The 22,944-nt window shown below is 71.4% G+C and carries 19 protein-coding genes; 12 read left to right on the top strand and 7 right to left on the bottom strand.

Translation table 11 applies throughout. The features are described from left to right. Positions 1-116 precede the first annotated feature (116 nt). Genes ACFV6D_RS11285 through ACFV6D_RS11265 form a run of 5 tightly spaced genes read left to right on the top strand, consistent with a single transcriptional unit; the run spans position 117 to position 5,831 of the window. A complete protein-coding gene (locus ACFV6D_RS11285; RefSeq protein WP_380426861.1) occupies positions 117-1,868 on the top strand; it encodes an ABC transporter substrate-binding protein in 1,752 nt (583 codons plus the stop codon). A gap of 13 nt (positions 1,869-1,881) precedes the next feature. Beyond that, complete coding sequence (locus tag ACFV6D_RS11280) at positions 1,882-2,841, top strand: ABC transporter permease (protein WP_380426863.1); 960 nt, start codon at positions 1,882-1,884, stop codon at positions 2,839-2,841. 31 nt (positions 2,842-2,872) lie between these two features. Beyond that, positions 2,873-3,859 carry an ABC transporter permease gene (locus tag ACFV6D_RS11275; RefSeq protein ID WP_063346888.1) on the top strand — a complete coding sequence of 329 codons (987 nt, stop codon included), beginning with the start codon at positions 2,873-2,875 and terminating at the stop codon, positions 3,857-3,859. Next, positions 3,859-4,857, top strand: coding sequence for an ABC transporter ATP-binding protein (locus ACFV6D_RS11270; RefSeq protein ID WP_063346887.1), 999 nt, complete (start codon positions 3,859-3,861; stop codon positions 4,855-4,857). The genes ACFV6D_RS11275 and ACFV6D_RS11270 overlap by 1 nt, the downstream gene beginning before the upstream one ends. Continuing rightward, positions 4,854-5,831, top strand: a complete 978-nt coding sequence (locus ACFV6D_RS11265) for an ABC transporter ATP-binding protein (RefSeq protein ID WP_079135478.1) — start codon at positions 4,854-4,856, stop codon at positions 5,829-5,831. The genes ACFV6D_RS11270 and ACFV6D_RS11265 overlap by 4 nt, the downstream gene beginning before the upstream one ends. Before the next feature lie 260 nt (positions 5,832-6,091). Here ACFV6D_RS11265 and soxR read toward each other — a convergent pair whose 3' ends face one another. From soxR to ACFV6D_RS11250, 3 genes are all read right to left on the bottom strand, one after another. After that, positions 6,092-6,574, bottom strand: coding sequence for a redox-sensitive transcriptional activator SoxR (soxR, locus tag ACFV6D_RS11260; protein WP_380559345.1), 483 nt, complete (start codon positions 6,572-6,574; stop codon positions 6,092-6,094). A 246-nt stretch (positions 6,575-6,820) separates the two neighbouring features. After that, positions 6,821-9,190: an immune inhibitor A domain-containing protein gene (locus ACFV6D_RS11255; protein ID WP_380559343.1), complete on the bottom strand. Its 2,370-nt coding sequence runs from the start codon at positions 9,188-9,190 to the stop codon at positions 6,821-6,823. A gap of 159 nt (positions 9,191-9,349) precedes the next feature. Then, positions 9,350-11,440: a prolyl oligopeptidase family serine peptidase gene (locus ACFV6D_RS11250; protein ID WP_380559341.1), complete on the bottom strand. Its 2,091-nt coding sequence runs from the start codon at positions 11,438-11,440 to the stop codon at positions 9,350-9,352. A gap of 82 nt (positions 11,441-11,522) precedes the next feature. On the opposite strand from ACFV6D_RS11250, the gene ACFV6D_RS11245 reads away from it, so the two are divergent. Further along, positions 11,523-12,695: an aminotransferase class V-fold PLP-dependent enzyme gene (locus ACFV6D_RS11245; protein WP_244293311.1), complete on the top strand. Its 1,173-nt coding sequence runs from the start codon at positions 11,523-11,525 to the stop codon at positions 12,693-12,695. 56 nt (positions 12,696-12,751) lie between these two features. Here ACFV6D_RS11245 and ACFV6D_RS11240 read toward each other — a convergent pair whose 3' ends face one another. Further along, positions 12,752-13,114 carry an ArsR/SmtB family transcription factor gene (locus tag ACFV6D_RS11240; protein ID WP_380559339.1) on the bottom strand — a complete coding sequence of 121 codons (363 nt, stop codon included), beginning with the start codon at positions 13,112-13,114 and terminating at the stop codon, positions 12,752-12,754. A 29-nt stretch (positions 13,115-13,143) separates the two neighbouring features. After that, entirely contained in the window at positions 13,144-13,518 is a 375-nt protein-coding gene (locus tag ACFV6D_RS11235) for a hypothetical protein (RefSeq protein ID WP_063346882.1), read from the bottom strand. A gap of 310 nt (positions 13,519-13,828) precedes the next feature. Here ACFV6D_RS11235 and ACFV6D_RS11230 point away from each other — a divergent pair, with 310 nt between their 5' ends. Beyond that, on the top strand, positions 13,829-16,681 hold the full coding sequence (locus ACFV6D_RS11230; RefSeq protein WP_380559378.1) for a DEAD/DEAH box helicase: 2,853 nt from the start codon (positions 13,829-13,831) through the stop codon (positions 16,679-16,681). A gap of 198 nt (positions 16,682-16,879) precedes the next feature. On the opposite strand, the gene ACFV6D_RS11225 is transcribed toward ACFV6D_RS11230, so the two are convergent. Then, the gene (locus tag ACFV6D_RS11225) at positions 16,880-17,368 is read right to left on the bottom strand and encodes an SAM-dependent methyltransferase (protein WP_380559337.1); all 489 of its coding nucleotides are present in this window, start codon (positions 17,366-17,368) and stop codon (positions 16,880-16,882) included. A gap of 41 nt (positions 17,369-17,409) precedes the next feature. Continuing rightward, positions 17,410-18,786, bottom strand: coding sequence for a Tat pathway signal protein (locus ACFV6D_RS11220; RefSeq protein ID WP_380559335.1), 1,377 nt, complete (start codon positions 18,784-18,786; stop codon positions 17,410-17,412). A gap of 192 nt (positions 18,787-18,978) precedes the next feature. On the opposite strand from ACFV6D_RS11220, the gene ACFV6D_RS11215 reads away from it, so the two are divergent. From ACFV6D_RS11215 to ACFV6D_RS11195, 5 genes are read left to right on the top strand one after another with little or no spacing between them, the layout of a single operon-like run. Beyond that, positions 18,979-19,599: an ATP-binding protein gene (locus ACFV6D_RS11215; RefSeq protein WP_380491703.1), complete on the top strand. Its 621-nt coding sequence runs from the start codon at positions 18,979-18,981 to the stop codon at positions 19,597-19,599. Further along, the gene (locus ACFV6D_RS11210) at positions 19,596-20,546 is read left to right on the top strand and encodes a hypothetical protein (RefSeq protein WP_380559333.1); all 951 of its coding nucleotides are present in this window, start codon (positions 19,596-19,598) and stop codon (positions 20,544-20,546) included. Before ACFV6D_RS11215 ends, ACFV6D_RS11210 begins: the two co-directional genes overlap by 4 nt. A 28-nt stretch (positions 20,547-20,574) precedes the next feature. Continuing rightward, positions 20,575-21,183, top strand: coding sequence for a hypothetical protein (locus tag ACFV6D_RS11205; RefSeq protein ID WP_380559331.1), 609 nt, complete (start codon positions 20,575-20,577; stop codon positions 21,181-21,183). Then, positions 21,170-21,703, top strand: a complete 534-nt coding sequence (locus ACFV6D_RS11200) for a class IV adenylate cyclase (RefSeq protein WP_380559329.1) — start codon at positions 21,170-21,172, stop codon at positions 21,701-21,703. Before ACFV6D_RS11205 ends, ACFV6D_RS11200 begins: the two co-directional genes overlap by 14 nt. 13 nt (positions 21,704-21,716) lie before the next feature. Next, positions 21,717-22,811, top strand: coding sequence for a radical SAM protein (locus ACFV6D_RS11195; RefSeq protein WP_380559327.1), 1,095 nt, complete (start codon positions 21,717-21,719; stop codon positions 22,809-22,811). Positions 22,812-22,944 lie beyond the last annotated feature (133 nt).

Raw genomic sequence — 22,944 nt, 5'->3', positions numbered from 1 at the left:
TACGGGTCACACCGCGGAGCGGCCAGACCTCGAAGGTCGCCTCCCGGTCGGGTCCCGGATCACCTCCCGGGGCGGACCACGGGCTTCACGGCAGGCCCCCCACAGCGGAGTTGCACATGACCAGGCGCACCCACGCCGCCCTCGCGGCGGCCCTCGCGGCGACCCTCACCCTCGGCCTCGGGGCCTGCAAGAACGACAAGAGCGACAGCGGCGCCGACGCGGCGGCGGGCAGCACCAAGGGCCCGGGGGCGGCGTCCGGTTCGATCGTCGGTGGCACCCCGGTCAAGGGCGGCACTCTCACCGTCCTGTCCAACCAGGACTTCGCCCACCTCGACCCGGCCCGCAACTGGACCATGCCGAACATGGACTTCGGCATCCGGCTGCTCTACCGCACCCTGGTCACCTTCAAGGCCGAGCCGGGCGCCGCCGGCAGCGAGCTCGTCCCCGACCTCGCCACCGACCTCGGCCGCTCCTCCGACGGCGGGAAGACCTGGACCTTCACCCTCAAGGACGGCGTCAAGTACGAGGACGGGACGCCGATCAAGTCCGCCGACGTCAAGTACAACGTCGAGCGCTCCTTCGCCCCGGACCTCACCGGCGGCCCCGACTACGCCCAGCAGTACCTGGCCGGCGGCGAGAACTACAAGGGCCCGCTGAACGGCGAGCACCTGGCCAGCATCGAGACCCCGGACGAGAAGACCGTCGTCTTCCACCTGAAGCGCCCGGTCGCCGAGTTCTCCTCCACCGCGACGCTGCCGACCTTCGCCCCGGTGCCGCAAGCCCAGGACAAGGGCACCCAGTACGACCTGCGCCCGTTCTCCTCCGGCCCGTACAAGATCGAGACCTACGACCGCGGCAAGCAGCTGACGCTGGTCCGCAACACCAACTGGGACCAGTCCACCGACCCCGTCCGCAAGGCCTACCCGGACAGGATCGTCGTCGTCGAGGGGCTCAAGGCCGGTCAGATCGACGACCGGATCATCGCGAGCGAGGGCGAGGACGCCTCCACGATCGAGTGGGCGACGCTGCGCCCGGAGTCCATCTCCAAGGTGCTGCCGAAGCCGGACGTGAAAAGCCGGCTGATCGCCGAGCAGCAGGGCTGCACCGACATGCTCTACCCCAACACCTCCAAGGCGCCGTTCGACGACCCCAAGGTGCGCGAGGCCCTGATGTACGCGGTGGACCGGGACGCCCAGGTCACGGCGTTCGGCGGCCCGGCGACGGCCGACGTGGCCACCTCCTACCTGCCGCCCGCGCTGACCGGCGGCACCAAGCAGGACACCCTGAAGATCGCCCCGACCGGCGACCCGGAGAAGGCCAAGCAACTGCTCAAGGACGCCGGCAAGACCGACCTCAAGGTCTCGCTGACCGTCTCCTCCGGTGACAAGACCCGGGCCGAGGCGCTCCAGCAGTCGCTGGCCAAGGTCGGCATCCAGGTCACCATCACCACCGCCGACCCGTCGGTCTACTACGACACCATCGGCGACACCAAGAACGCGCCCGACCTCGCCATCCTCGGCTGGTGCCCGGACTACCCGTCGGGTGCCACCTTCCTGCCCCAGGTCTTCGACGGCCGCACCATCAAGGAGAAGGGCAACCAGGGCAACGTCGAGCAGTTCCGCGACCAGGCCACCTCGGACCGGATCGACCAGATCAACGCGATGAGCGACGTCACCGAGGCCAACAAGGCCTGGATGCAGCTCAGCGACGACCTGCTGAAGAAGGCGCCCACCGTGCCGCTGCTCTGGCTGCGCCGCCCGCTGCTGGCCGGCACCAACGTGGCCGGCGCCTTCGGCCACCCGGTCTGGACCGGCCAGTGGGACTTCGCCACCATCGGCCTCAAGGACCCCTCGAAGAGCAAGGGCTGAGGGGCCGTCCGCGATGAGCACACGCACTGAGCCCGCCGCCGCGCCGGTTGCGGCGGCGGGCCCCGCGAAGGCCGCCGGCCGCGGGCCGTGGCGGCTGGTCTGGGACCAGCTGTGGGCCAGGGGCTCGGCCCGCTTCGGCCTGATCACGGTCGCCCTCCTGGTCCTGCTGACCGCCCTGGCCGGACCGCTGAGCGCGCTCGGCGGCTGGACCCCCGACGAGTTCGACAAACGCGCGATCGACCCCTACCTCGGCGGCCTGCCGATCGGCGACTTCGGCGGGATCGGCACCCGGCACTGGCTGGGCGTCGAACCCGCGACCGGGCGCGACCTGTTCGCCCGGGTCCTGCACGGCGGCCAGACCTCGCTGCTGATCGCGTTCACCGCCACCGTGCTGGTCGTGGTCGCCGGCACCCTGACCGGCATCGCCGCCGGCTACTTCGGCGGCCGCACCGACGCCGTGCTCTCCCGGCTGATGGACCTCACCATGTCCTTCCCGTCCCTGATCTTCATGATCTCGATGATGTCGGTGGCCAAGGACGTCAACCGGATCCTGCTGATGACCCTGGTGATCGGCCTGTTCGGCTGGCCCGGCATCGCCCGCGTGGTCCGCGGCCAGACCCTCTCGCTCAAGCACCGCGAGTACGTCGACGCGGCCAAGGTCGGCGGCGCCCGCTCCTGGCGGATCCTCACCCGGGAGATCCTGCCGAACGTCTCCGGGCCGATCATCGCCTACACCACGCTGCTCGTCCCCGGCATGATCGCCACCGAGGCTGCGCTCAGCTACCTCGGCGTGGGCGTGCGCCCGCCGACCCCGTCCTGGGGTCAGATGATCGCCGAGAGCATCGTCCACTACGAGACCGACCCGACGTACTTCCTGATCCCGACGGTCTTCCTGTTCCTCGCCGTGCTCGCCTTCACCCTGCTCGGCGACGCGCTGCGCGACATCCTCGACCCCCGAGGAGGCCGGTCGTGATCCTCTCCCCCGACCCCCGAGGAGGCCGGCCGTGATCCTCTACCTCGGGCGCCGACTGCTCGCCGCGGCCGGCATCCTGCTGGCCGTCTGCGCGATCACCTTCACCATCTTCTACCTGCTGCCCTCCGACCCGGCGGTGGCCGCCTGCGGCAAGACCTGCAGCCCCGACCGGGTCGCCGAGGTCAAGGCGGCGATGGGCCTGGACAAGCCGGTCTGGGAGCAGTTCGCCACCTACCTCACCGGCATCTTCGCCGGGCGCGACTACGGCAGCGGCGCCAGCGCCACCCACTGCGGCTTCCCCTGCCTCGGCTACTCCTACGAGTACTCGCTGCCGGTCTGGGACCTGCTCACCGACCGCCTGCCGGTCTCCGTCTCGCTCGCCATCGGCGCGGCCGTGCTCTGGCTGGTCCTCGGCCTGGGCGCCGGCGTCACCTCGGCGCTGCGCAAGGGCGGGCTCACCGACCGGACGCTGATGGTGGCGTCGGTCGGCGCCGCGTCGCTGCCGGTCTACTTCACCTCGATCATGCTGATCTGGGGCGTCGTCCGGACGGCCGGCCTGCTGCCGTACCCCGCGTACCACGCGTTCACCGACGACCCGGTCGCCTGGGCCTCCAACCTGCTGCTGCCGTGGATCGCCCTGGCCCTGCTGTACGCGGCCATGTACGCCCGGCAGAGCCGCAACTCGATGATCGAGGCGATGGCCGAGCCGTACATCCGCACCGCCCGGGCCAAGGGCCTGCCGCCCGGCACCGTCGCCGTCAAGCACGGGCTGCGCTCCGGGATGACGCCGATCCTCACCATCTTCGGCATGGACCTCGGCGGCCTGCTGGCCGGCGCCGTCATCACCGAGTCCATCTTCGGCCTGCCCGGCGTCGGGCGGCTGTTCTACGACGCGCTGGTCCGCTCCGACCAGCCCGTCATCCTCGGCGTCACCCTGCTCGCGGCCTCCTTCATCGTCGCCGCGAACCTGCTGGTCGACCTGCTCTACGCGTACGTCGACCCGAGAGTGAGGTACTGATGACTCTGTTGGAGGTCGACGACCTCAGGGTCTCCTTCGACACGCCCCGGGGCGTCGTCCGGGCGGTGGACGGCATCTCCTTCGCCGTCGAGGCCGGGCGGACCCTCGGCCTGGTCGGCGAGTCCGGCAGCGGCAAGTCCGTCACCTCGCTCGCCGTCATGGGCCTGCACCGCGGCGCCGCCGTCACCGGCTCGATCCGGCTCGACGGGATGGAGCTCAACGGGCTCGGTGAACGGGCGTTGGGCGCTGTCCGGGGCCGCCGGATCGCGATGATCTTCCAGGACCCGCTGTCCAGCCTGCACCCCTTCTACACCGTCGGCGAGCAGATCGCCGAGCACTACCGGGTGCACTTCAAGGCCAACCGCAGGGCGGGCCGCGCGCGGGCGCTCGAAATGCTGGCCGAGGTCGGCATCCCGGAGCCGGCCCGGCGGGTCGACGAGTACCCGCACCAGTTCTCCGGCGGCATGCGCCAGCGCGTCATGATCGCCATGGCCCTGGCCTGCGAGCCCGAACTGCTGATCGCCGACGAACCCACCACGGCCCTCGACGTCACCGTCCAGGCGCAGATCCTCGACCTGATCGCCCGCATCCAGCAGGAGCGCGGCCTCGGCGTCGTCATGATCACCCACGACCTCGGCGTGGTCGCCCGGGTCGCCCACGAGGTGCTGGTCATGTACGGCGGCCGGGCCGCCGAACAGGCGTCGGTGGACCGGCTGTTCGCCACCCCCGGGCACCCGTACACCCGCGGCCTGCTGGACTCGCTGCCGCGCCTGGACGACACCGACGACGCCCCGCTGCGGGCCATCCCCGGCAGCCCGCCGTCGCTGATCGCCCCCGCCCCCGGCTGCTCCTTCGCCCCGCGCTGCGCCCGCACCGACGCCGCCACCGCCGAGGAACACGCCCGCTGCCTGGCCGAACGACCCGAGCTCGGCCCGCTCGCCCCCGGCCACCAGGCCGCCTGCCACCTGCCGCTGGTGTCGGAAGGAGCCCGGCCATGACCGAAACCCTGTTGTCCGTAAGGGACTTGGTGAAGACCTTCCCCGGTCGACGCGGGCGCACCGGCCGCCCCGGCGCCCCGGTCCGCGCCGTCGACGGCGTCAGCTTCGACGTCGGCAAGGGCGAGACGCTCGGCCTGGTCGGCGAATCCGGCTGCGGCAAGTCCACCACCGGGCGGATGATCGTCCGCCTGCTCGACCCGACCTCCGGCACCGTCACCTTCGACGGCACCGAGATCGGCGGGCTCTCCCAGGCCCGGCTGCGACCGCACCGGCGGCACCTGCAGATGGTCTTCCAGGACCCGTACTCCTCGCTCAACCCCCGGCAGACGGTGGCCCGGATCATCTCCGAGCCGCTGCTGCTCCAGGGGTTCGGCGCGGCCGACGCGCGCCGGCGGGCCGGCGAGCTGATGGAACTGGTCGGGCTGATCCCCGAGCAGATCGACCGCTACCCGCACGAGTTCTCCGGCGGCCAGGCGCAGCGCATCGGCATCGCCCGCTCGCTCGCCACCTCGCCGAAGCTGGTCATCGCCGACGAGCCGGTCTCCGCGCTCGACGTCTCCATCCAGGCCCAGGTGGTCAACCTGATGGAGCGGCTCCAGCAGGAGCTCGGCCTGGCGTACGTGTTCATCGCGCACGACCTCTCGGTGGTCAAGCGGGTCTGCGACCGGGTCGCGGTGATGTACCTCGGGCGGATCGTCGAGATCGGCGACAAGGCCGAGGTGTACGGCAGCCCGGCGCACCCGTACACCAGGGCGCTGCTGTCCGCCGTCCCGCTGCCCGACCCGGCGGCGGAGCGCGCGCGGGAGCGGATCGTGCTGCTCGGCGACCCGCCGAGCCCGGCGAACCCGCCGTCCGGCTGTTCCTTCCACCCGCGCTGTCCCAAGGCGCAGGAGATCTGCCGCACGGACCGTCCGCTGCTGCGGATCGCCGGGCCGGGCGGCCGGGAGGCGGCCTGCCACTTCCCGGAGGTCTGATTCCCGGAGGCCTTCGGGGGCCTTCATGAGCCGGCTGAGGCCGGCTGACCAGAGCCGCCGTACCGCCCAGTTGCCCCCACGCCGGGCGGTACGGCACCCAACGGGCGAGGGACACGATCCCTCGCCGCAGACGCCCGGTCGGGCGCGGCGGGGAACCTCACGAGGGCCGCGTCCGACCGGGTTCCACCGTGTTCACGGTCAGGCCGTTCTCATGGTCCGACCGTGTTCACGGTTCGGTCGTTCTCAGGGCCCGGCCGTTTTCACGATCCGGACGGCCCGCCCGCCTCGCCCGCCGTGCCCGGCAGCAGCCGGCGCGGGCCGGGCCCCTCGGCGGCCAGTTCGTCCCCGGGGTTGAGCACCCGGCAGCGGCGCAGCGACACGCAGCCGCAGCCGATGCAGCCGGTCAGCTCCTCCTCCAGCCGCTCCAACTCGGCCCGCCGGGCACGCAGTTGTTCGGCCCAGCGCCGCGAGATGCGGTCCCAGTCGTGCTTGCCCGGCATCCGGTCCTCGGGGAGCCCGGTGAACACCTCGGCCACCTCGGAGAGCGGGATGCCGAGCCGTTTGGCGACCAGGATGAGCGAGATCCGGCGCAGCACGTGCCGCCGGTAGCGGCGCTGGTTGCCCGGCGACCGCTCGGAGGAGATCAGCCCCTGGTCCTCGTAGAAGCGCACCGCCGAGGTGGCGATCCCGGCCCGCCGGGCCACCTCGCCGACGCTCAGCAGGTCGACCGGTCCGGTGTCCATGCCTGCTCCTCGACTCCTCGACTCCTTGACTTCAAGTCCTGTTGAAGATCCAGCGTACCGGACGTGGTCGGATCATTCGCTGCGCGGAGCGGTACCACCCCTGCCGAGCAGGACAGTTACCCCCTGGAGTCGGCGCCGAACGGCCTCGTCGGAGGTCGGCGTGAACCGCCCTCCGGGCGCGGTGAGGCCCATGAGCCGGCCCCGGGCCCCTTTTCGTCGGGGGCCCGGGGCCTTCGCTGGGGGTTCCTACGAGGCCGGGCCGACCCGGACGGTGGTGATCCGCCCGCCCTGGGACTCCCGGACGACCTCGATCCTGGTGTTGGTGTCCGGCACCTTCACCGCGAGCTGCGGGAGGGCCGGGTCGGTGTACGTGCCGGTGTGGTCGTTGAAGACCGGGACGGCCGGCTCGGACGGGATCCGCACCGCGACGCCGCCCTTGTGCAGCGTGAACGCCGTGGTCGGCTTGAGCGAGAACGGCGCGTCGTAGGTCTGCGCCCGTCCGTTGACCAGGGTGCCGTCGGCGAAGCGGACCGCCGCCGGGTGGGCGTCGATCGGCAGGATCAGCCCGCCGCCGGGGTGGTCCTTGGTGTTGTTGTCGCCGTACGCGGTGTCCCACAGCCAGAGCAGGACGCCCTCCTGGTACGGGTAGGTGTCGACGATGTCGGCCTTGCCCGCGACGCCGCTGTACCCGAAGTTGTACGGGCCGGTCTTCAGGAACGCGCCGTAGCCGGTGTAGCGGCGGTTCTCGGCGAGGTAGGCGCGCGGGTGCTGCTTGACGGCGGTGCGGCCGGTGATGACGGTGAAGCCGGTGGCGGTCCAGCCGTTGGCGCCGTTCTCGGCGCCGTCGGCGAAGAGCTCGGTGCCGCCGGCGGTGATCTTCACGGCGTCGACGAGCACGCCCCGGCCGTGGGTGTTGCCGTCGGAGGTGGCGTGGAAGCGCAGCCGGACCTGCTGGCCGAGGTAGCCGTCCAGCGGGAGGTGCAGCTTCCGGTAGGTGCCCGAACTGCCGCTGAGACCGGGGGTGTTTGCGCTGGTGTTGCCGATCGGCGCGCCGTCGACGGTGCCGCCCAGGGCCGTCCAGTGCTTGCCCTGGTCGGTGGAGGCCTCGACGGTGAGGAAGTCGTAGTCCTGCTCGGTGTCGTACCAGGCGGCGGCGTCCAGGGCGGCCGGGCCGGTGGCGGTGCGCAGGTCGACGTCCCGGCTGAGCGAGTTGTCGAGGTTGTCGCCGGTGTCGCTCCACCACTGCCTGGCGCCCTCGTACGGGTCGGCGAGGTCGGTGCTGGTGGTGCTGTCCGGCAGGTGGACGAGCAGCGCCTGGGCCTGGTCGGTGTTGTAGCCGCTCACCCCGAGGGCGTGGCTGGACCGGGTGGCGGCCTGCGCCTCGTCGTAGTCGAGCCAGCCGAACTGGAGCTTGCTCCAGGCGTCGAGGTCGCCCGGGTAGCCGCCGGTGGTGTTCGGCCCCTTGCCCAGGTAGGAGCCGGAGGACATCAGCGACCAGAAGTTGACGCTGTTGTCGCCGCCGCTGGTGCTGTACAGGTCGGGCAGGCCGAGGTTGTGGCCGTACTCGTGGGCGAACAGGCCGACGCCGCTGTTCTCGCCGGCCTGGACGTAGTCGTAGACGTAGAGGCCGGTGTCGCCGACCGGCGCGCCGCCGATCTTGTTGCCCTCCGGGCCGGTCCGGCCGGTCGCGTCGGGGAAGGTCCAACTGCGGTGCGCCCACAGCGCGTCGGCCCCCTGGGCGCCGCCGCCCCAGGTCTCGTCGACGCCGGCGTGCACCACGATGACGTTGTCGAGGTAGCCGTCGGGCTGGTTGAACTCGCCGGTCTTGGTGTGGTCGTAGCGGTCGTAGACGTCGTACTGGGCGAGCTGCGCCTTGATGTCGGCCACGCTGCGGCCCTTGGCGATCTCGCCGTCGTACCAGGCCTTGACGGCGTCCCGGATGAACTCCTGCCCCTGTGTCCAGGCGCCGGAGCCCTGCGGGCCCTTGTTGCTGCCGTAGCGGGCCTCGTTGTACGGGACGGTGACCCAGTCGCTGACGGTGCCCTGGACGTCGTAGCGGCCGGAGGACTGGGTGCGGTAGTAGTTGCGCATGGACACGGTGCCGGGCGTGTCGTCGAAGAACATCTTCTGGTAGTAGTCGCGGCTGAAGTCCGGCTCCCACAGCGTGTGGTTGTCGCCCTTGCCCGGCTTGGGGATCTGGTCGTGGCGCGGGCCGGGGGTGCCGCCGTAGCGGGGCTGGCCGTTGTACTGGGTGGTGTTGTCGACCTCGTCGCCGAACTGGGCGAGGATCACGAAGACCTTGTCCGTGCGCTGGTGCGCCAGTTGGACGTAGTCGTTGCCGACCTTCACCTTGGCGGGGGCCCGCTTGCCGGCGGTCTTGGCGACGGCGCCCTGGTTGAGCTGTTCCAGGGCCTTGGTGCGGAGCGCCTGGCGCTCGCGCTCCTGGGGGGCGAGCGGTGCGGGCGGGGCTTCGGCGCCGCCTGCCTCGGTGCCGCGTTCGGCGGCGGCGATCGTGGCGGGGGCAGGGGGAGCGGCCTGGGCGGGGGTGCCCAGCAGGGTGGCGGCTATCGCGCTCGTGGTGAGCGCGGCCGCAAGAGCGGCGGACAGTCTGCGCAACTGACCGGTCCTTTCCGGGGGATGGGGTTTGGGGGTGGAGTAATCGTTCGGCGAAGCGCAGGTAATATTTCACATGTCACGGGTCACGTGGAAGAGGTGCGGGCAAGGCGAAGGGCGCCGCACCACCGGTGCGACGCCCCTGCCCGCGAATCCGGCGGCTCAGCCCAAGGACGCCCGCAGGAAGGCGAGTTCGGCCTGGGTGACCTGCTCGTTCACCCCGCCCGGGGTCATGTGGGTGACGCCCGGCAGCGGCAGCACGCTGTGCGGGCGGCCGGCCTTGGTGAGCGCCTCGGAGAGCAGCAGGGTGTGCGAGGGGTGGACGTTGTCGTCGGCCAGCCCGTGGATCAGCAGCAGCGGCCGGGTCAGCCCGGGCGCGTCGGTGACCAGGCAGTCGTCGGCGTAGCCCTCCGGGTTGTCCTGCGGCAGCGCGAGGTAGCGCTCGGTGTACGCGGTGTCGTAGTGCCGGAAGTCGGTGGGCGGGGCGCCCGCGCAGGCGGCGTGGAAGACGTCCGGGCGGCGCAGCACGGCGAGCGCCGCGAAGTACCCGCCGTACGACCAGCCGCGCACGCCGACCCGGCCGAGGTCGAGGTCGGGGTGCTGTCCGGCGAGCGCCCGCAGGGCGTTCACCTGGTCGTCCAGCGCCACCTGGGAGAAGCGGCGGAAGATCGCCCGGGTGAACTCCGGCGAGACGAACGGGGTGCCGCGGTTGTCGGTGGTGACGACGGCGAAGCCCTGGTCGGCCCACCACTGGCGGAGCTGCCAGCGGCGCGGCTCGGCCGCCACGGCCTGGAAGCCGGGCCCGCCGTAGACGTCCAGCAGCACCGGCAGCCGGCGGCCGGGGACGTGGTTGCGCGGGTACACCACGGCGGTGGGCAGGCCGAGTTCGGTGACCCGGGCGAGCCGTGGCCGCACCCGGTAGGGGAGGGTGGCGCTCAGGTCGGTGAGTGGCAGCGCGGGGCCGTCGGGTGAGGCGTCGAGCGAGCCGTCGCGCAGCAGTCGGCGCCGGATGCCGTCGGCGTCGGCGGTGGTGAGCAGCAGGGTGCGGCCGGCGGCGAGTGCGGAGTGCACGCCGGGGCCGGTGGTGACGGGTTCGGGTGCGCCGCCGTCCGGGTCGACCAGGTGGACGTACTGGTCGGCCGGGTCGCCCTGGCCGGTCTCGCAGAGCAGCCGGCCGTCCAGGTGCCCGACCACCCGGCGGATCTGGAGCCCGGTGGTGTCCAGCGGCTTGCCGTCCAGGGCGAGGCCGCGGGCCTGCGGGGTGTCGTGGGCGGTGAGCAGCCGGCCGTCGGCCAGCCGGGCGGGGGTGCCGGGCAGGTCGTCGACCCAGAACTCGTCGGTGGTGCGGGAGAGTTCGCGGGTCTCGCCGGTGGCCGGGTCGGCGGTCAGCAGCAGGACGTGCTGCTGGAGCCGGTCGGCGACGGTGAGCAGCAGTTCCTGGTCGGAGGCCCAGGTGGCGGCGCAGAGGTACGGGAACGCGGCGGCGTCCCAGCGGAGCCGTACCCGGCTGCGGTCGAGGCCGAGGACCCAGAGCTGGACGTCCGCGTTGGGGCCGCCGGCCTGCGGGTAGGCGAAGTCCTCGGCGGGCTCGTCGGGGTGGGCGGGGTCGGCGAAGTAGCGCCGGGGGAGGGCGGATTCGTCCACCCGGGCGGCCAGCAGCGCGCCGCCGTCGGGGCGCCACCAGTGGCCGCGGGAGCGGCCGAGCTCCTCGGCGGCGGCGAACTCGGCGACGCCCCAGCGGGCGCCGTCGGCGGGGGAGAGCGGTTCGAGGTCGGGGGTGACGTACAGGGCGTCGTCGGCGACGTAGGCGACGCGTTCGCCGGCGGCGTCCGGCCGGGGGTCGAACGCGGGCCCGGCGACGGGCAGTTCGGTGCCGGCGCCGGTGGCGGTGTCGATCCGGAACAGCCGGCCGTCGAGGGCGAGGACGGCGGTCGCGAGGTCGGCGGTGGCCGCGTACGTGCCGATGCCGGCGGCGACCAGGCGGGTGCGTTCGCGCAGCCGTCGTTCGACGGCGGGCAGGTCGTCGCGGCGGCCGGTGCGCCCGGGGGCGAGGACGGCCGGGTCGGCGACCAGTCGTTCCTCGCCGGTGGCGGTGTCGAGCAGGTGCAGGCGGTCGACCGGATCCTCGGAACCGGTCGAGCGGAGCAGCAGCAGCCGGGTACCGTCCTCGGCGAGGGTGAACGCGCGCGGCGCACCGAAGGTGAACCGGCCGGTGCGGGCGCTGAGCGACAGGAAGGGGTCGGTGATGGTCACGGCCCGATCGTCGTATCGGAGCACGCCACCCGACCAGTACCCTGTCATGTGAAATGTCACACACCACAATGGGGAGGATGCCGTGATCGAGGACCTGTGGACCGTCGAACCCCCGGCCCCGCTGCCCGCGGCCGACGGGCTGTTCGGCATCTCGCCGGACGCGGCGCACCTGAACCACGGTTCGTACGGCGCGGTGCCCGTCCCCGTGCAGCGGGCGCAGCAGCGGCTGCGCGCCGAACACGAGCTGGACCCGGACGGCTTCTTCGCCGACCTGCCGGCCCGGGTCGGCGCGGCGCGCACCAGGATCGCCGCCGACCTGGCCGTCGACCCGGACCGGCTCGCCCTGGTCTCCAACGTCACCGAGGCGGTCGCGATCGCCCTGGACACCATCCCGTTCGCGCCCGGCGACCGGATCCTGGTCACCGACCACGGTTACGGCGTGGTCACCCGGGCCGCCGAGCGCCGGGCCGCCGAGACCGGCGCCGAGGTGGTCGAGGTCGAACTGCCGCTGGACACCCCCGACGAGCAGGCCGTCCGGGAGGCGGTGCTCGCCGCCGTCGACGAGCGCGTCACCGTCGCGGTGCTGGACCAGATCACCTCGCCCACCGCCCGCCTGATCGCAGGCCCGGGCCTGCTCGCCGACCTGCGCGAACGCGGCGTGACCACCGTCGTGGACGGCGCCCACGCCCCCGGCATGCTGCCCGCCCCGGTCGACCCGAACGCCGACTTCTGGTTCGGCAACCTGCACAAGTGGGCCTTCGCCCCGCGCGGCACCGGCGTGCTCGCCGTCCGCCCGGAGTGGGTGGACCGGGTGCGCCCGCTGACCTTCTCCTGGGAGCACGACCGGGGCTTCCCGTGGAACGTCGAATGGCGCGGCACCTGCGACTACACGGGCTGGCTCGCCGCCCCGGCCGGGTTCGAGCTGCTGCGCGAGCTCGGCCCCGAGGCGGTGGCCGCGCACAACGCCGCACTCGCCGGGTACGGCCAGCGGGTGCTCGCCGAGCGGGCCGGCCTGGCGCCGCTGCCCGCTACGCCCGGGGTCTGGATGCGCTCCGTCCGGCTGCCGGCCGGGTGCGTCGAGGCGGAGCAGGACGTGAAACCGCTGCGGGACGAGGTGTGGCAGCGGCTCGGCACCCGGATCGCGATCCGCCCGTGGGCCGGCGGCGGGGTGCTGCGGGTCAGCGCGCAGCTGTACAACCGGCCGCGGGAGTACGAGCGGCTGGCGGACGGGCTGGCCGACCTGCTGAAGGGCTGACCGGCGCGCGGGGGCCGGCCTGCGCGCGCGGTTATTCCGGGCCGGCTCGCACGTAGCTACTCTGGGCTGGCTCGCTCGGAGCCGGCCCGTTCGGAGCTGGCCCGCAGCTCGGCGAGCAGCAGGTTCTGGTCGGCGAGCAGCCCGGTGAGGATCTGCCGGGCCGCTCGCAGCAGGTCGGCGACGTCGCCGCCGGCCAGCGCGTACACCACCGTGCTGCCCTCCCGGGTGGCGGTGACGATGCCGGACCGGCGCAGCACCGCGAGCTGCTGGGAGAGGCTGGAGGGTTCGACCTCCAGCTCGGCGAGCAGCCCGCGGACGGGCGTCGGTCCGGCCTGCAGCAGTTCCAGCACCCGGATCCGGACGGGATGGCCGAGCATCCGGAAGAACTCGGCCTTGGCCTGGTAGAGCGCTACCGCCACGAGTCCCCCCTTCCCTGGGGTCGGTCCGCTCAGATCTCCAGCGAGAGTTCGATCCGCTTGAGCTGGTGGCGGGCCATCGCGAGGTTGGAGCGGCCGCGGTTGAGCGCCAGGAAGAGGAAGAGGCCGCGCCCGGTGGGCGTGGTGATCGGTCGGACCAGGTGGTACTGGTTGGTGAGGCTGATCAGGATGTCCTCGATCTCGTTGTCGTGCAGGTTGAGCATCTCCATCGCCCGCATCTTGGCGCGGACCACGTCGGTGTTCCCGGCGGCGGCGACGTTGAGGTCCAGTTCGCCGCCGTCGCCGAGGCTGCCGAGCGCCATGCCGCTGCCGTAGTCGACCAGGGCGACGCCGATCGCGCCGTCGATCCCCATGGCCTCTTTGAGGGACGTCTCCAGGTTCGCCATCGTCGGTGTCCTCCCGTGAGTTGGTGGCGGTGGCTCCGCCGTGGCAACGACGGTAGGGAGACCGGCGGCCGTCCACCGGGGATGACCGGAGACGTCCGAAGCTGGTCGGACTCTGATCACTTGAAGATGTTTGCAACTATGGATGTGAGAGGGAAGCGATCCCGGAATGATCCCGCGGCCGATCCCGTCCCATGGAAGCCGCACGGAAGCCGTACGGAAAGTCGCACGGAAAAACGGTGCTATCGATGTCAGTGCCGCCGGGTAACCTCTCGCTGAGATGCGAGATCACACCAACCACACCCGGACGGCGATGAACACCCCCGAGCCCCAGCCCCACGACGACCAGGAGCTCAGCCCCGCCGAGGCGTACGCGGCCAGCCGCCGCCGGGCCAAGGAGCAGGCGACCGCGCTCCACGGCTTCCAGCAGCTGTACGACTTCCCGCTGGACGATTTCCAGCTGGAGGCCTGCGAGGCGCTGGAGGCCGGCTCGGGCGTCCTGGTCGCCGCGCCCACCGGCTCGGGCAAGACCATCGTCGGCGAGTTCGCCGTGCACCTGGCCCTCCTGGGCGGCCGCAAGTGCTTCTACACCACGCCCATCAAGGCGCTGTCCAACCAGAAGTACGGCGACCTGGTCAAGCGCTACGGCGCCGCCAAGGTCGGCCTGCTCACCGGCGACAACACCGTCAACGGCGACGCCCCCGTGGTGGTCATGACCACCGAGGTGCTGCGCAACATGCTCTACGCGGGCTCCAGCACCCTCGACGGCCTCGGCTACGTCGTCATGGACGAGGTGCACTACCTCGCCGACCGCTTCCGCGGCGCCGTCTGGGAGGAGGTCATCATCCACCTCCCCGAGTCGGTCACCCTCGTCTCGCTCTCCGCGACCGTCTCCAACGCCGAGGAGTTCGGCGACTGGCTGGACACCGTGCGCGGCGGCACCCGGGTGATCGTCTCCGAGACCAGGCCCGTGCCGCTGTGGCAGCACGTGATGGCCGGCAACCGGATGTACGACCTGTTCGCCAACCCCGACCGGGACGGCCGCCCCAAGGACGGCCCGCGCAACCCGGGCAAGGCCGTCAACCCCGAGCTGGTCCGGCTCGCCCGCTCCGAGCTGGACCGCAACCCGCGCGACCGGTTCGGCCGCGGCCGGGGCCGCAGCATGCCCAACGGGCGCCCCGGCCGGGTCTGGACGCCGGGTCGGGTGGACGTCATCGACCGGCTCGACGCCGAGGGCCTGCTGCCCGCGATCACCTTCATCTTCAGCCGGGCCGGCTGCGAGGCCGCCGTCCAGCAGTGCCTCAGCTCCGGCCTGCGGCTCAACAAGGACGCCGACCGCGCCGTCGTCCGGGCCTTCGTCGAGGAGCGCTGCGCCGACATCCCCGACGAGGACCTGCACGTCCTCGGCTACTTCGAGTGGCTGGACGGGCTGGAGCGCGGCATCGCCGCCCACCACGCCGGGATGCTGCCGCGGTTCAAGGAGGTGGTCGAGGAGCTGTTCGTGAAGGGCCTGGTCAAGGCCGTCTTCGCGACCGAGACCCTGGCGCTCGGCATCAACATGCCCGCCCGCTCGGTGGTCATGGAGAAGCTGGTCAAGTGGAACGGCGAGACCCACGCCGACATCACCCCCGGCGAGTACACCCAGCTCACCGGCCGGGCCGGGCGCCGAGGCATCGACGTCGAGGGCCACGCCGTGGTGCTCTGGCAGCGCGGCCTCGACCCGGAGGCGCTGGCCGGCCTGGCCGGCACCCGCACCTACCCGCTCAAGTCCTCGTTCCGGCCGTCCTACAACATGGCCGTCAACCTGGTCTCCCAGTTCGGCCGGCACCGCTCGCGCGAACTGCTGGAAACCTCCTTCGCCCAGTTCCAGGCCGACCGCTCGGTGGTCGGCATCGCCCGCCAGGTCCAGCGCAACGAAGAGGGGCTGGAGGGCTACCGCGAGTCGATGACCTGCCACCTCGGCGACTTCGACGCGTACATGGACCTGCGCCGCCGACTCAAGGACCGGGAGAACGAACTCGCCCGCGAGGGCAGCGGCCAGCGCCGCGCGGCCGCCGTCGAGTCGATCGAGCAGCTCAAGCCGGGCGACGTCATCCACGTCCCCACCGGCAAGTTCGCCGGTCTCGCCCTGGTCCTCGACCCGGGCCTGCCGCCGGTCAGCCGCAACGGCCGGGTCGGCCGCCACCCCGACTTCCAGGACGGGCCCCGCCCGGTGGTGCTCACCGCCGAGCGGCAGGTCAAGCGGCTCGCCATGATCGACTTCCCGTACCCGGTCGCCGCCGTCGAGCGGGTACGCATCCCCAAGTCCTTCAACCCGCGCAGCCCGCAGTCCCGCCGGGACCTCGCCTCCGCGCTGCGCACCAAGGCCGGCCACCTCGAACCCGAGCGGTTCCGTCGGGGCCGCGCGGCCGCCGCCGACGACCAGGAGATCACCCGGCTGCGCACCGAACTGCGCCAGCACCCCTGCCACGGCTGCGACGAGCGCGAGGACCACGCCCGCTGGGCCGAGCGCTACCACCGCCTGCACCGCGACACCGAGGCGCTGGAACGCCGGATGCGCTCCCGCACCCACACCATCGCCCGCACCTTCGACCGCGTCTGCGGGCTGCTCACCGACCTCGGCTACCTGAGCGGCGACACCGTCACCGACGACGGCAAGCGCCTCGGCCGGCTCTACGGCGAACTCGACCTGCTCGCCTCCGAGTGCATCCGCGAAGGCGTCTGGAGCGGCCTGGACGCCGCCGAACTCGCCGCCTGCGCCTCGGCGCTGGTCTACGAGGCGCGCCAGTCCGACGACGCCACCGCCCCCCGGGTGCCGGAGGGCGCGGCCAAGGAGGCGCTCGGCCAGATGGTCCGGATCTGGGGCCACCTGGACGCCCTGGAGGAGCAGCACCGGATCAACACCGCCGAGGGCGTCGGCCAGCGCGAGCCCGACCTCGGCTTCGCCTGGGCCGCCCACCGCTGGGCCCTCGGCCACAGCCTGGACCAGGTGCTGCGCGACGCCGACATGCCGGCCGGCGACTTCGTCCGCTGGACCAAGCAACTGATCGACGTCCTCGGCCAGATCCAGGACGCGGCCGGCGAGGACGCCGAACTGCGCCGGACGGCCCGCAAGGCCGTCGACGGCCTGCGCCGCGGCATCATCGCCTACTCCTCGGTGGGCTGACCGCCGAACGCCAGGGGCCCGCCCGTTCACCCCGAACGTGCGGGCCCCTGGCGTATCCGGTGGCTTCCTACCCCCCACCCCCGTGCGGCCTCGGCGGGCCGGAGCGGCACCGGAATTGTGAGCGGCTGCACGAGAAGTCGATCAGGTCGACTTCTCGTGGAGAAGGGGCAGCCGAAACGGGCGAGGCGATGCCGATGGTCAGGGCGCGGGAGGCGCCGGGGCGAAGTAGTCGCGGAGCATCTCCGTGGTCCACGCGGGCTGGCGCACTTCTCCGCGCGGTCCGAACTCCTCGAACCAGGGCTTCACTTCGAGGACCGGGGTGCCGTCGATGGCGTCCAGGTCCTCGACGTGCAGGTCCAGGCCGTCGACCTTGAGGAGGCGGCAGCGGGAGGACCCGAGCCAGTTGATGCGCCGCATGTTCCGGTGGCCGAACACGCCGACCTCGGGCCAGTCCGGGTTGTCCCGGGGACGGCGGGCACCGAAGTTCAGATCGGCCGGGTCGGTCCTGTGGAACCGGAAGATCACGTCGAGGTGGGAGAACTCCTCCAGCCCCTTCGTCGCGTCGAGCGGAAACCTGTCGCCGTCCAGCCGGATGATGGCGCGGGTCCCTCCCCAGCGGTCGTCGGTCGGTTCCGTACGGCCTCCCACAACGCGTCCGAGCGCTTCCACGCTGAAGACATCACCCACGTGTTTCCCCTCCTGTGAACGGACCGCGCCAGAACGGCGGGTCAGATGGTGGCTGCCAGATAGTCGGCGGCGCGCCTGTCGACGGCGTCGATGTGCTGCACCTTCCGTCCGCGATAGGGCGAAAGCGCACTGCGAATTTGTAGAGCGACTTCGCGGGTGCGGGCGGAGCGGACGGTCTGCATGGCGTCGAGCGACTGGGACCAGATGGTGCAGGCCTCCTCGATGGAGTGCTGCCCGGCCTTCACGAGGCCCAGGTGGCCGAGGGTGACCGCGTGGGTCCTGGTGAACGTGGAAGCCTTACGGGTCGCGACGCTGCGCTCGAACTCCTTCGCTGCGCCTTCCAGGTCGCCGAGGTCGCGGAGCGCCGACGCGGTCTCGTGTGCCAAGGAAGCCTCGCCGAAGAAGAACACCCGGGGTGGTTCGTCGTCACCGGGCGAGGCTGCCGACAGATCGCGTTCGGCCTGGAGCAGCGCGGCGTTCGCCTCAGCAGTGCGCCCCGCAGAGGCCAGGGTACGTGCATGGACGACGCCGAGCAGGGACCGTTCGCGATGGCCGGCGAGCCGGTACCGGTCGCCGGCCATCGATGCCTCGGCGACCCTGACGGCATGGTGCGGTTTCCGGAGGTCGACCGCTTGGTGAGCCATGGCGCGCAGAATGTGCCCGGCCATCGCGGGGTCGTCGGCCTCGGCCGCCAGTTTCACGGCGACGGTGTAGTAGTGCTGGGCGGCGGGGTGCTCGCCGTTGTCGAACGCCGTCCACCCGGCCAGGTAGGCGAGTTCGGATGCTGCGGAGAACATGTCCCGCCGAATCAGGTCGGAGGAGAAGGTTCCTTGGAGGAACTCTCCGACATCCGTGAGGAGGTACTGCGCGACCGCCGTGCGCCCGTGCCCGCCGCCACGGCGCTGGTCGAGCTGGGAGAACAGCCTTGCCACGTCCCGGACGGCATCCACATCGGCCTGACCGGCCCGGCGTTGTGTGATGCCGCGACTCTCCGTTCGGGCCATCTGCTCCCACCAATGGTCGGGCGGGATGCTCAGCGTCCCGAGCGAGTACGTGAGGGTGCGGAGGAGCTGTCTGCGTTCCACGTCAACGTCGATCCGTCCGAGAGCCGCCAGGGCCTTCAGCGTATCCAAACCCCAGTCGCGTAGATCCGGTTGCTCGTCTCCGAACCCCATCGCAGACAGGGTGATGTCACGGTTCAGCCAGGTGGTGAGTACCTGCGCGAGGTGCTGTGGGATGTTCCCGGAGGGAATGACGCCTTGGCGGACCCACTGCGTGACGGATGCCCGACTCGGTCGTGCCGGATCGTTGTGACTGGCCGCGACGGCGCACAAGGCCCGGGCGAGGGCTTCGTTTGGTCTGCCCGTTTCCCGGATGAGCTGGCCCAGCCGCGAGTTGGGCTGGCGGGTACGCCCCATGGGGTCTCCTGGCGATGCCGTTTAACCGGTTTAACAGCGGAAGGTAGCCGACACCTTACTCCCAGCCACCTTCGACGGTTTGCTGTTCGTGCAAGGCAGTCACATGCCGCACTTCGAATGTTCCGTCATGTTCGGGCACCAGTAGGGATGTTCTCCCGACGGTCCCAGACCCCGAGTGAGTGAGGCGCCCTGATGGAGCCTGGATCACGCATCATCACCACGAGGTTCCCCGCTCAACGGGAACGCATCGGCGATCTCCGCCGCTGGGCCCGTACGGCCGTGCCACTGCTGGGTCTCGGCTTGGACGACCGGCAGCGCGGTGACCTGCTGGGCGACGTGGAACTCGTGCTGTCCGAACTCGGCGCCAACGCCGTGCTGCACGGCTGCGGTGGTGATCGGCCGGATCTGAAGCTGACCGCCTCGCTGGCGTACACCATGGGTGTGCTGCGAGTGTCCGTGTCCGACCCGGGCAGCGGCAGGCCCGAGCGCCGGTCGCTGGGCGACGAAGCGACCTGTGGGCGCGGCCTGGGGCTGGTCATGGGGGTCGTGTCCCGGTTCGGTGTCGAGAGCCTCCCCGAGGGCGGCAAGGAGATCTGGTCTGAGATCGAGCTGCCCGATCCGGTGCGGCCGGCGGCCGCGGTGGTCGAACGGACCGGCCAACGGGGCGGGACGCTGCGCTCGGACACCGTCGCGCGGGAGTTCCGGTCTCGGCCGCCCAGAGTGGGGAGGGGCGGCCCGTTGGTCCTGGCGCGGACCGGGCCGACCTGCGGTCCCGTCCATTCGCTCATTCCGCACCCAAGGGCCACGCCGTGAGCGTCGGACCGCGCACCAGGACGCTGCTCAAGACCACAACCCCGGCCCGCAGACTGGACATTGCGGCGTCCTTCGAGGCCCTGACGCAGGCGGGCGTGGCCACCGGTGGCGACGTCGCAAAGGCCGAGCTGGTCAGCGACAGCCCGAACCACCTGTGGTCGCTGCCCACTTCACGCGCGCTCGCCATCGTCCACCCCGATCTGGACGAGGCCGGGGCGCTCATCAAGGGCGCGCAGTTCCTGCGACAGCATCAGGTCCCCGTGACCTCCCCCCGGTACACCGACGTCCGCATGTCTGCCGAGGGCCGGGCCGTGACCTTCTGGCAGGCCCCCGGGAAGCCGAGCGCCGACGCGTCCCTGTCCGCATGGGTGACCGCCCTCACGCACCGGACCGACCCCAGGACGGCCCCGTGGCTCAGGGAGCACGATCCGTTCGCCGGGCTGCTGGACGGCCTGGACGACGCTCCGCTGAACACGGCCTCCAGGAGTTTCCTGCGCGACCACGCGGCCCAACTGCGTGAGGAGTGGGACTTCCTCGACTGGCCGACACCGGACACCGTCATCCTCGGAGCCCTCGGGATGGCCCCCTGCCACGACGACGGAGTCCACGTCGGGCTCCTGCTACGCCGCCCGCTGACGCGCGGCCACCGCGAGTGGGACCTGGTCGCCGCCCGCTGGCGCTCCGAACTGCTCATCGGCCCCCGCGAAGACCACCGGACCTACGCCGACACCTACCTCTCGTACGAACGGGAGGGCCGGCCCCTGGACCACCCCTACATCGGCGCCTGGTCCGGCTATCAGGTCGTGCGCGACATCGTCGTCCTCACCGCAGTGATGGAAACGGTGCGCCGCGCCCACCTCGACGCCAACATCCGCCAGGAGGCGGCCCACCGGATCACATGCCTGCGCGGTGCCCACCCGGCCCCGTGGAACTGGGGGCTGCGATGACAAGCCCGAACAGGGATATGGAGTTCACATGGACGTGACCCGAGGGTTCTTCGTCACCGTCGACGGTCTCAGCGCGAGTGGGAAGACCACCGTCGCCCCGCTGGTCGCCAGCCTTCTCGGTGGCGTTCACCTCGCGGACGGCACATTGCCGACGTTCCCCCGCATGCGTGTGGAAGTCGACGCCGCCGACATCCTGCCGGCGCGGTTCCACTGGTGGATGATGGCCAACCACATCAAGTCCGAGACCGCCAGGGTGCTCATCAAGGGCGGTCGGACGGTGGTGGTCGAGTCCTACTTCCCGCGCACCATCGCCACACACAGGGCGATGGGTCACGACTGTGTGCCGGAGTACCCGGAGGGGGCTCTCGTCCCGCACGTGCCGATTTTGTTGGAGGTGGACGAACGCGTCCGCCAGGAGCGGCTTCGTCGGCGGGCCGAGCTGGGAACGCTGAGCTCCTGGCACCGGCGGGAGGAGCCGAACGCGGCCGAAAGCTCCCGTGTGTACCGGGCGTTCGGACTGCTGCGGGTCGACGGCACCGACCGCACGCCTGATGAGGTGGCTCACAGCATCGCCGATACCGTGCGCTCATCTGCCCGTACCGCGCTGAGGAAGGCAATTCCCCATGACCGCAACTGAGTTCGAAGCGAAGATCCTCAACGTCGATCCGGAGAAGATCCGCGTGCTCCTGACCGAGGCCGGGGCTGAGCACGTGGTCGACCGCTTCCAGCGCCGCTACGTCTACGACATCCCCGGTCGGCCGGGCGCGTGGGTCCGGCTGCGTGACACCGGCACCGACGTCACGTTGTGCGTCAAGGAGATCCACTCCGATGCGATCGACGGCGTGACCGAAACGGAGACGACCGTAGGTGGCTTCGACGCCACGAACACGCTCCTCGGCAAGCTCGGCTACCAGCCGAAGGCGTACCAGGAGAACCGCCGGTCCTCCTGGACGCTGGGCGGCGCGGCCGTCGAGATCGACCACTGGCCGCTGATCCCCCCCTACCTGGAGATCGAGGGCGACAGCGCCGAACACGTCCATGCGACCGCCCTCGCGCTCAAGCTTTCTCTGGAGAAGCTCACGAGCGAGAACACGACCAAGGTCTACCGCCGGTACGGGATCGACATCGACGCGATTCCCCGGCTCACGTTCGAATGACAGGAGACGAGCCTTGTCAGTCACCCAACGCCCGGCAGTCCGGGTCGTCCGGGACAGGACCATCCGCATCAAGGTGATTGACGACTGCGGGTTGGCCTGCACGTTCTGCCACAACGAGGGAACGCCGGTCACCGTCGACAATCAGGGCCGCGCCGAACTGCCCTTCGTCGCGGGCCCGGGCAGGACCGGGCGCGTGTCGATCTACAGCGAGACGAACGGTGTCGGTTTCCTCGCCGCCAGGATGGCCCCGGACATGTCCTTCCGGCGGGCGGTGCGAACCGTGGCGAGGGCGTTCGACGCCGACGAGGTTCACCTCACGGGAGGGGAGCCCACCCTCCACACGGAGGTGCCCGCGCTGGTCGCGGCGCTGTCCGGCATGGGGTTGAGCGTCGGGATGACCAGCAATGGGGAACGGGGCCGGCAGGTCATGCCGGAGTGTTCGGTGGCCGGCCTCAACCGGGTCAACGTCTCGGTCTTCGGCACCACCGCCGAAGAACTCCAGGCCGTTCAGTCCGAGCGTTTCAGGTCTGCGGGCCTGGCCGAGGCGAAGATCCGGGCAGCGGAACAGACCGTCCGGTCCGCCGTCTCCAACGGCGTGAAGGTCTCGGTGAACATCGTCGTTCCCGGAATGGCCCACGTGGACCGGGTCGTCAACCTGGTCGAGTCGTACGGCCAGTTCGCGGATGTGCGGATGCTCACCAGCATCCAGGACGGGGCGGAGTCGACCGCGGCGATCTCCGAAGTGCTGGCCCGGGTCGGCGCGGAACCGGTGCTTCGGACGTTCACCGCCGGCACCTCCGACGAGCGCACCCTGTACCGGGCGCTCGGCGGCCGGGCGGTCTACGTGAAGCGGCTGCTGCCCGTAAGGCTCCCGGACACCTGCGCGTCGTGCCGGTTCAACAACGACACGGACTGCGAGGAGGGCTACTACGGCATCCGCCTGTACCTCACTGAACAGGGAGAGTACATGCTCGGCGTCTGCATCCAGCGCATGGACCTCTGCGTCCCCGTGGCCGATCTGTCGAAGAGCGGGATCGTGGAAGAGGTGCAGGCCTTCAAGGACGCCGAAGTCCGGCGGCTGACGAGCGAGTACGGTGCCGCTGCCTGAGTCTCTGGCTGTCGGTTGGGTATCCAGGGCCCGCACGTTCGACTCGAAAAGGGGGGGGCGGAGTGTGTGAGGGGGCAGGAGTGACAGGGGGGGTTGGTGGTGGTGGATAGCCACAGGGTGTTGGGGACCCCAC

The organism is Kitasatospora sp. NPDC059812 (genome assembly GCF_042732075.1).
Taxonomy (GTDB): Bacteria; Actinomycetota; Actinomycetes; order Streptomycetales; family Streptomycetaceae; genus Kitasatospora.
Note: the sequence above shows the minus strand (reverse complement) of the source record. Positions and strands in the feature narration are given on the sequence as shown.

Excerpts from the sequence above, each read along its gene's own strand:
- ACFV6D_RS11235 (WP_063346882.1), bottom strand. The coding sequence starts at position 13,518 with ATGGCGAACCTGGAGACGTCCCTCAAAGAGGCCATGGGGATCGACGGC.
- ACFV6D_RS11200 (WP_380559329.1), top strand. The coding sequence starts at position 21,170 with ATGACCGCAACTGAGTTCGAAGCGAAGATCCTCAACGTCGATCCGGAG.
- ACFV6D_RS11205 (WP_380559331.1), top strand. The coding sequence starts at position 20,575 with ATGGACGTGACCCGAGGGTTCTTCGTCACCGTCGACGGTCTCAGCGCG.
- ACFV6D_RS11265 (WP_079135478.1), top strand. The coding sequence starts at position 4,854 with ATGACCGAAACCCTGTTGTCCGTAAGGGACTTGGTGAAGACCTTCCCC.
- soxR (WP_380559345.1), bottom strand. The coding sequence starts at position 6,574 with ATGGACACCGGACCGGTCGACCTGCTGAGCGTCGGCGAGGTGGCCCGG.
- ACFV6D_RS11230 (WP_380559378.1), top strand. The coding sequence starts at position 13,829 with ATGAACACCCCCGAGCCCCAGCCCCACGACGACCAGGAGCTCAGCCCC.
- ACFV6D_RS11285 (WP_380426861.1), top strand. The coding sequence starts at position 117 with ATGACCAGGCGCACCCACGCCGCCCTCGCGGCGGCCCTCGCGGCGACC.
- ACFV6D_RS11215 (WP_380491703.1), top strand. The coding sequence starts at position 18,979 with ATGGAGCCTGGATCACGCATCATCACCACGAGGTTCCCCGCTCAACGG.
- ACFV6D_RS11220 (WP_380559335.1), bottom strand. The coding sequence starts at position 18,786 with ATGGGGCGTACCCGCCAGCCCAACTCGCGGCTGGGCCAGCTCATCCGG.
- ACFV6D_RS11280 (WP_380426863.1), top strand. The coding sequence starts at position 1,882 with ATGAGCACACGCACTGAGCCCGCCGCCGCGCCGGTTGCGGCGGCGGGC.
- ACFV6D_RS11270 (WP_063346887.1), top strand. The coding sequence starts at position 3,859 with ATGACTCTGTTGGAGGTCGACGACCTCAGGGTCTCCTTCGACACGCCC.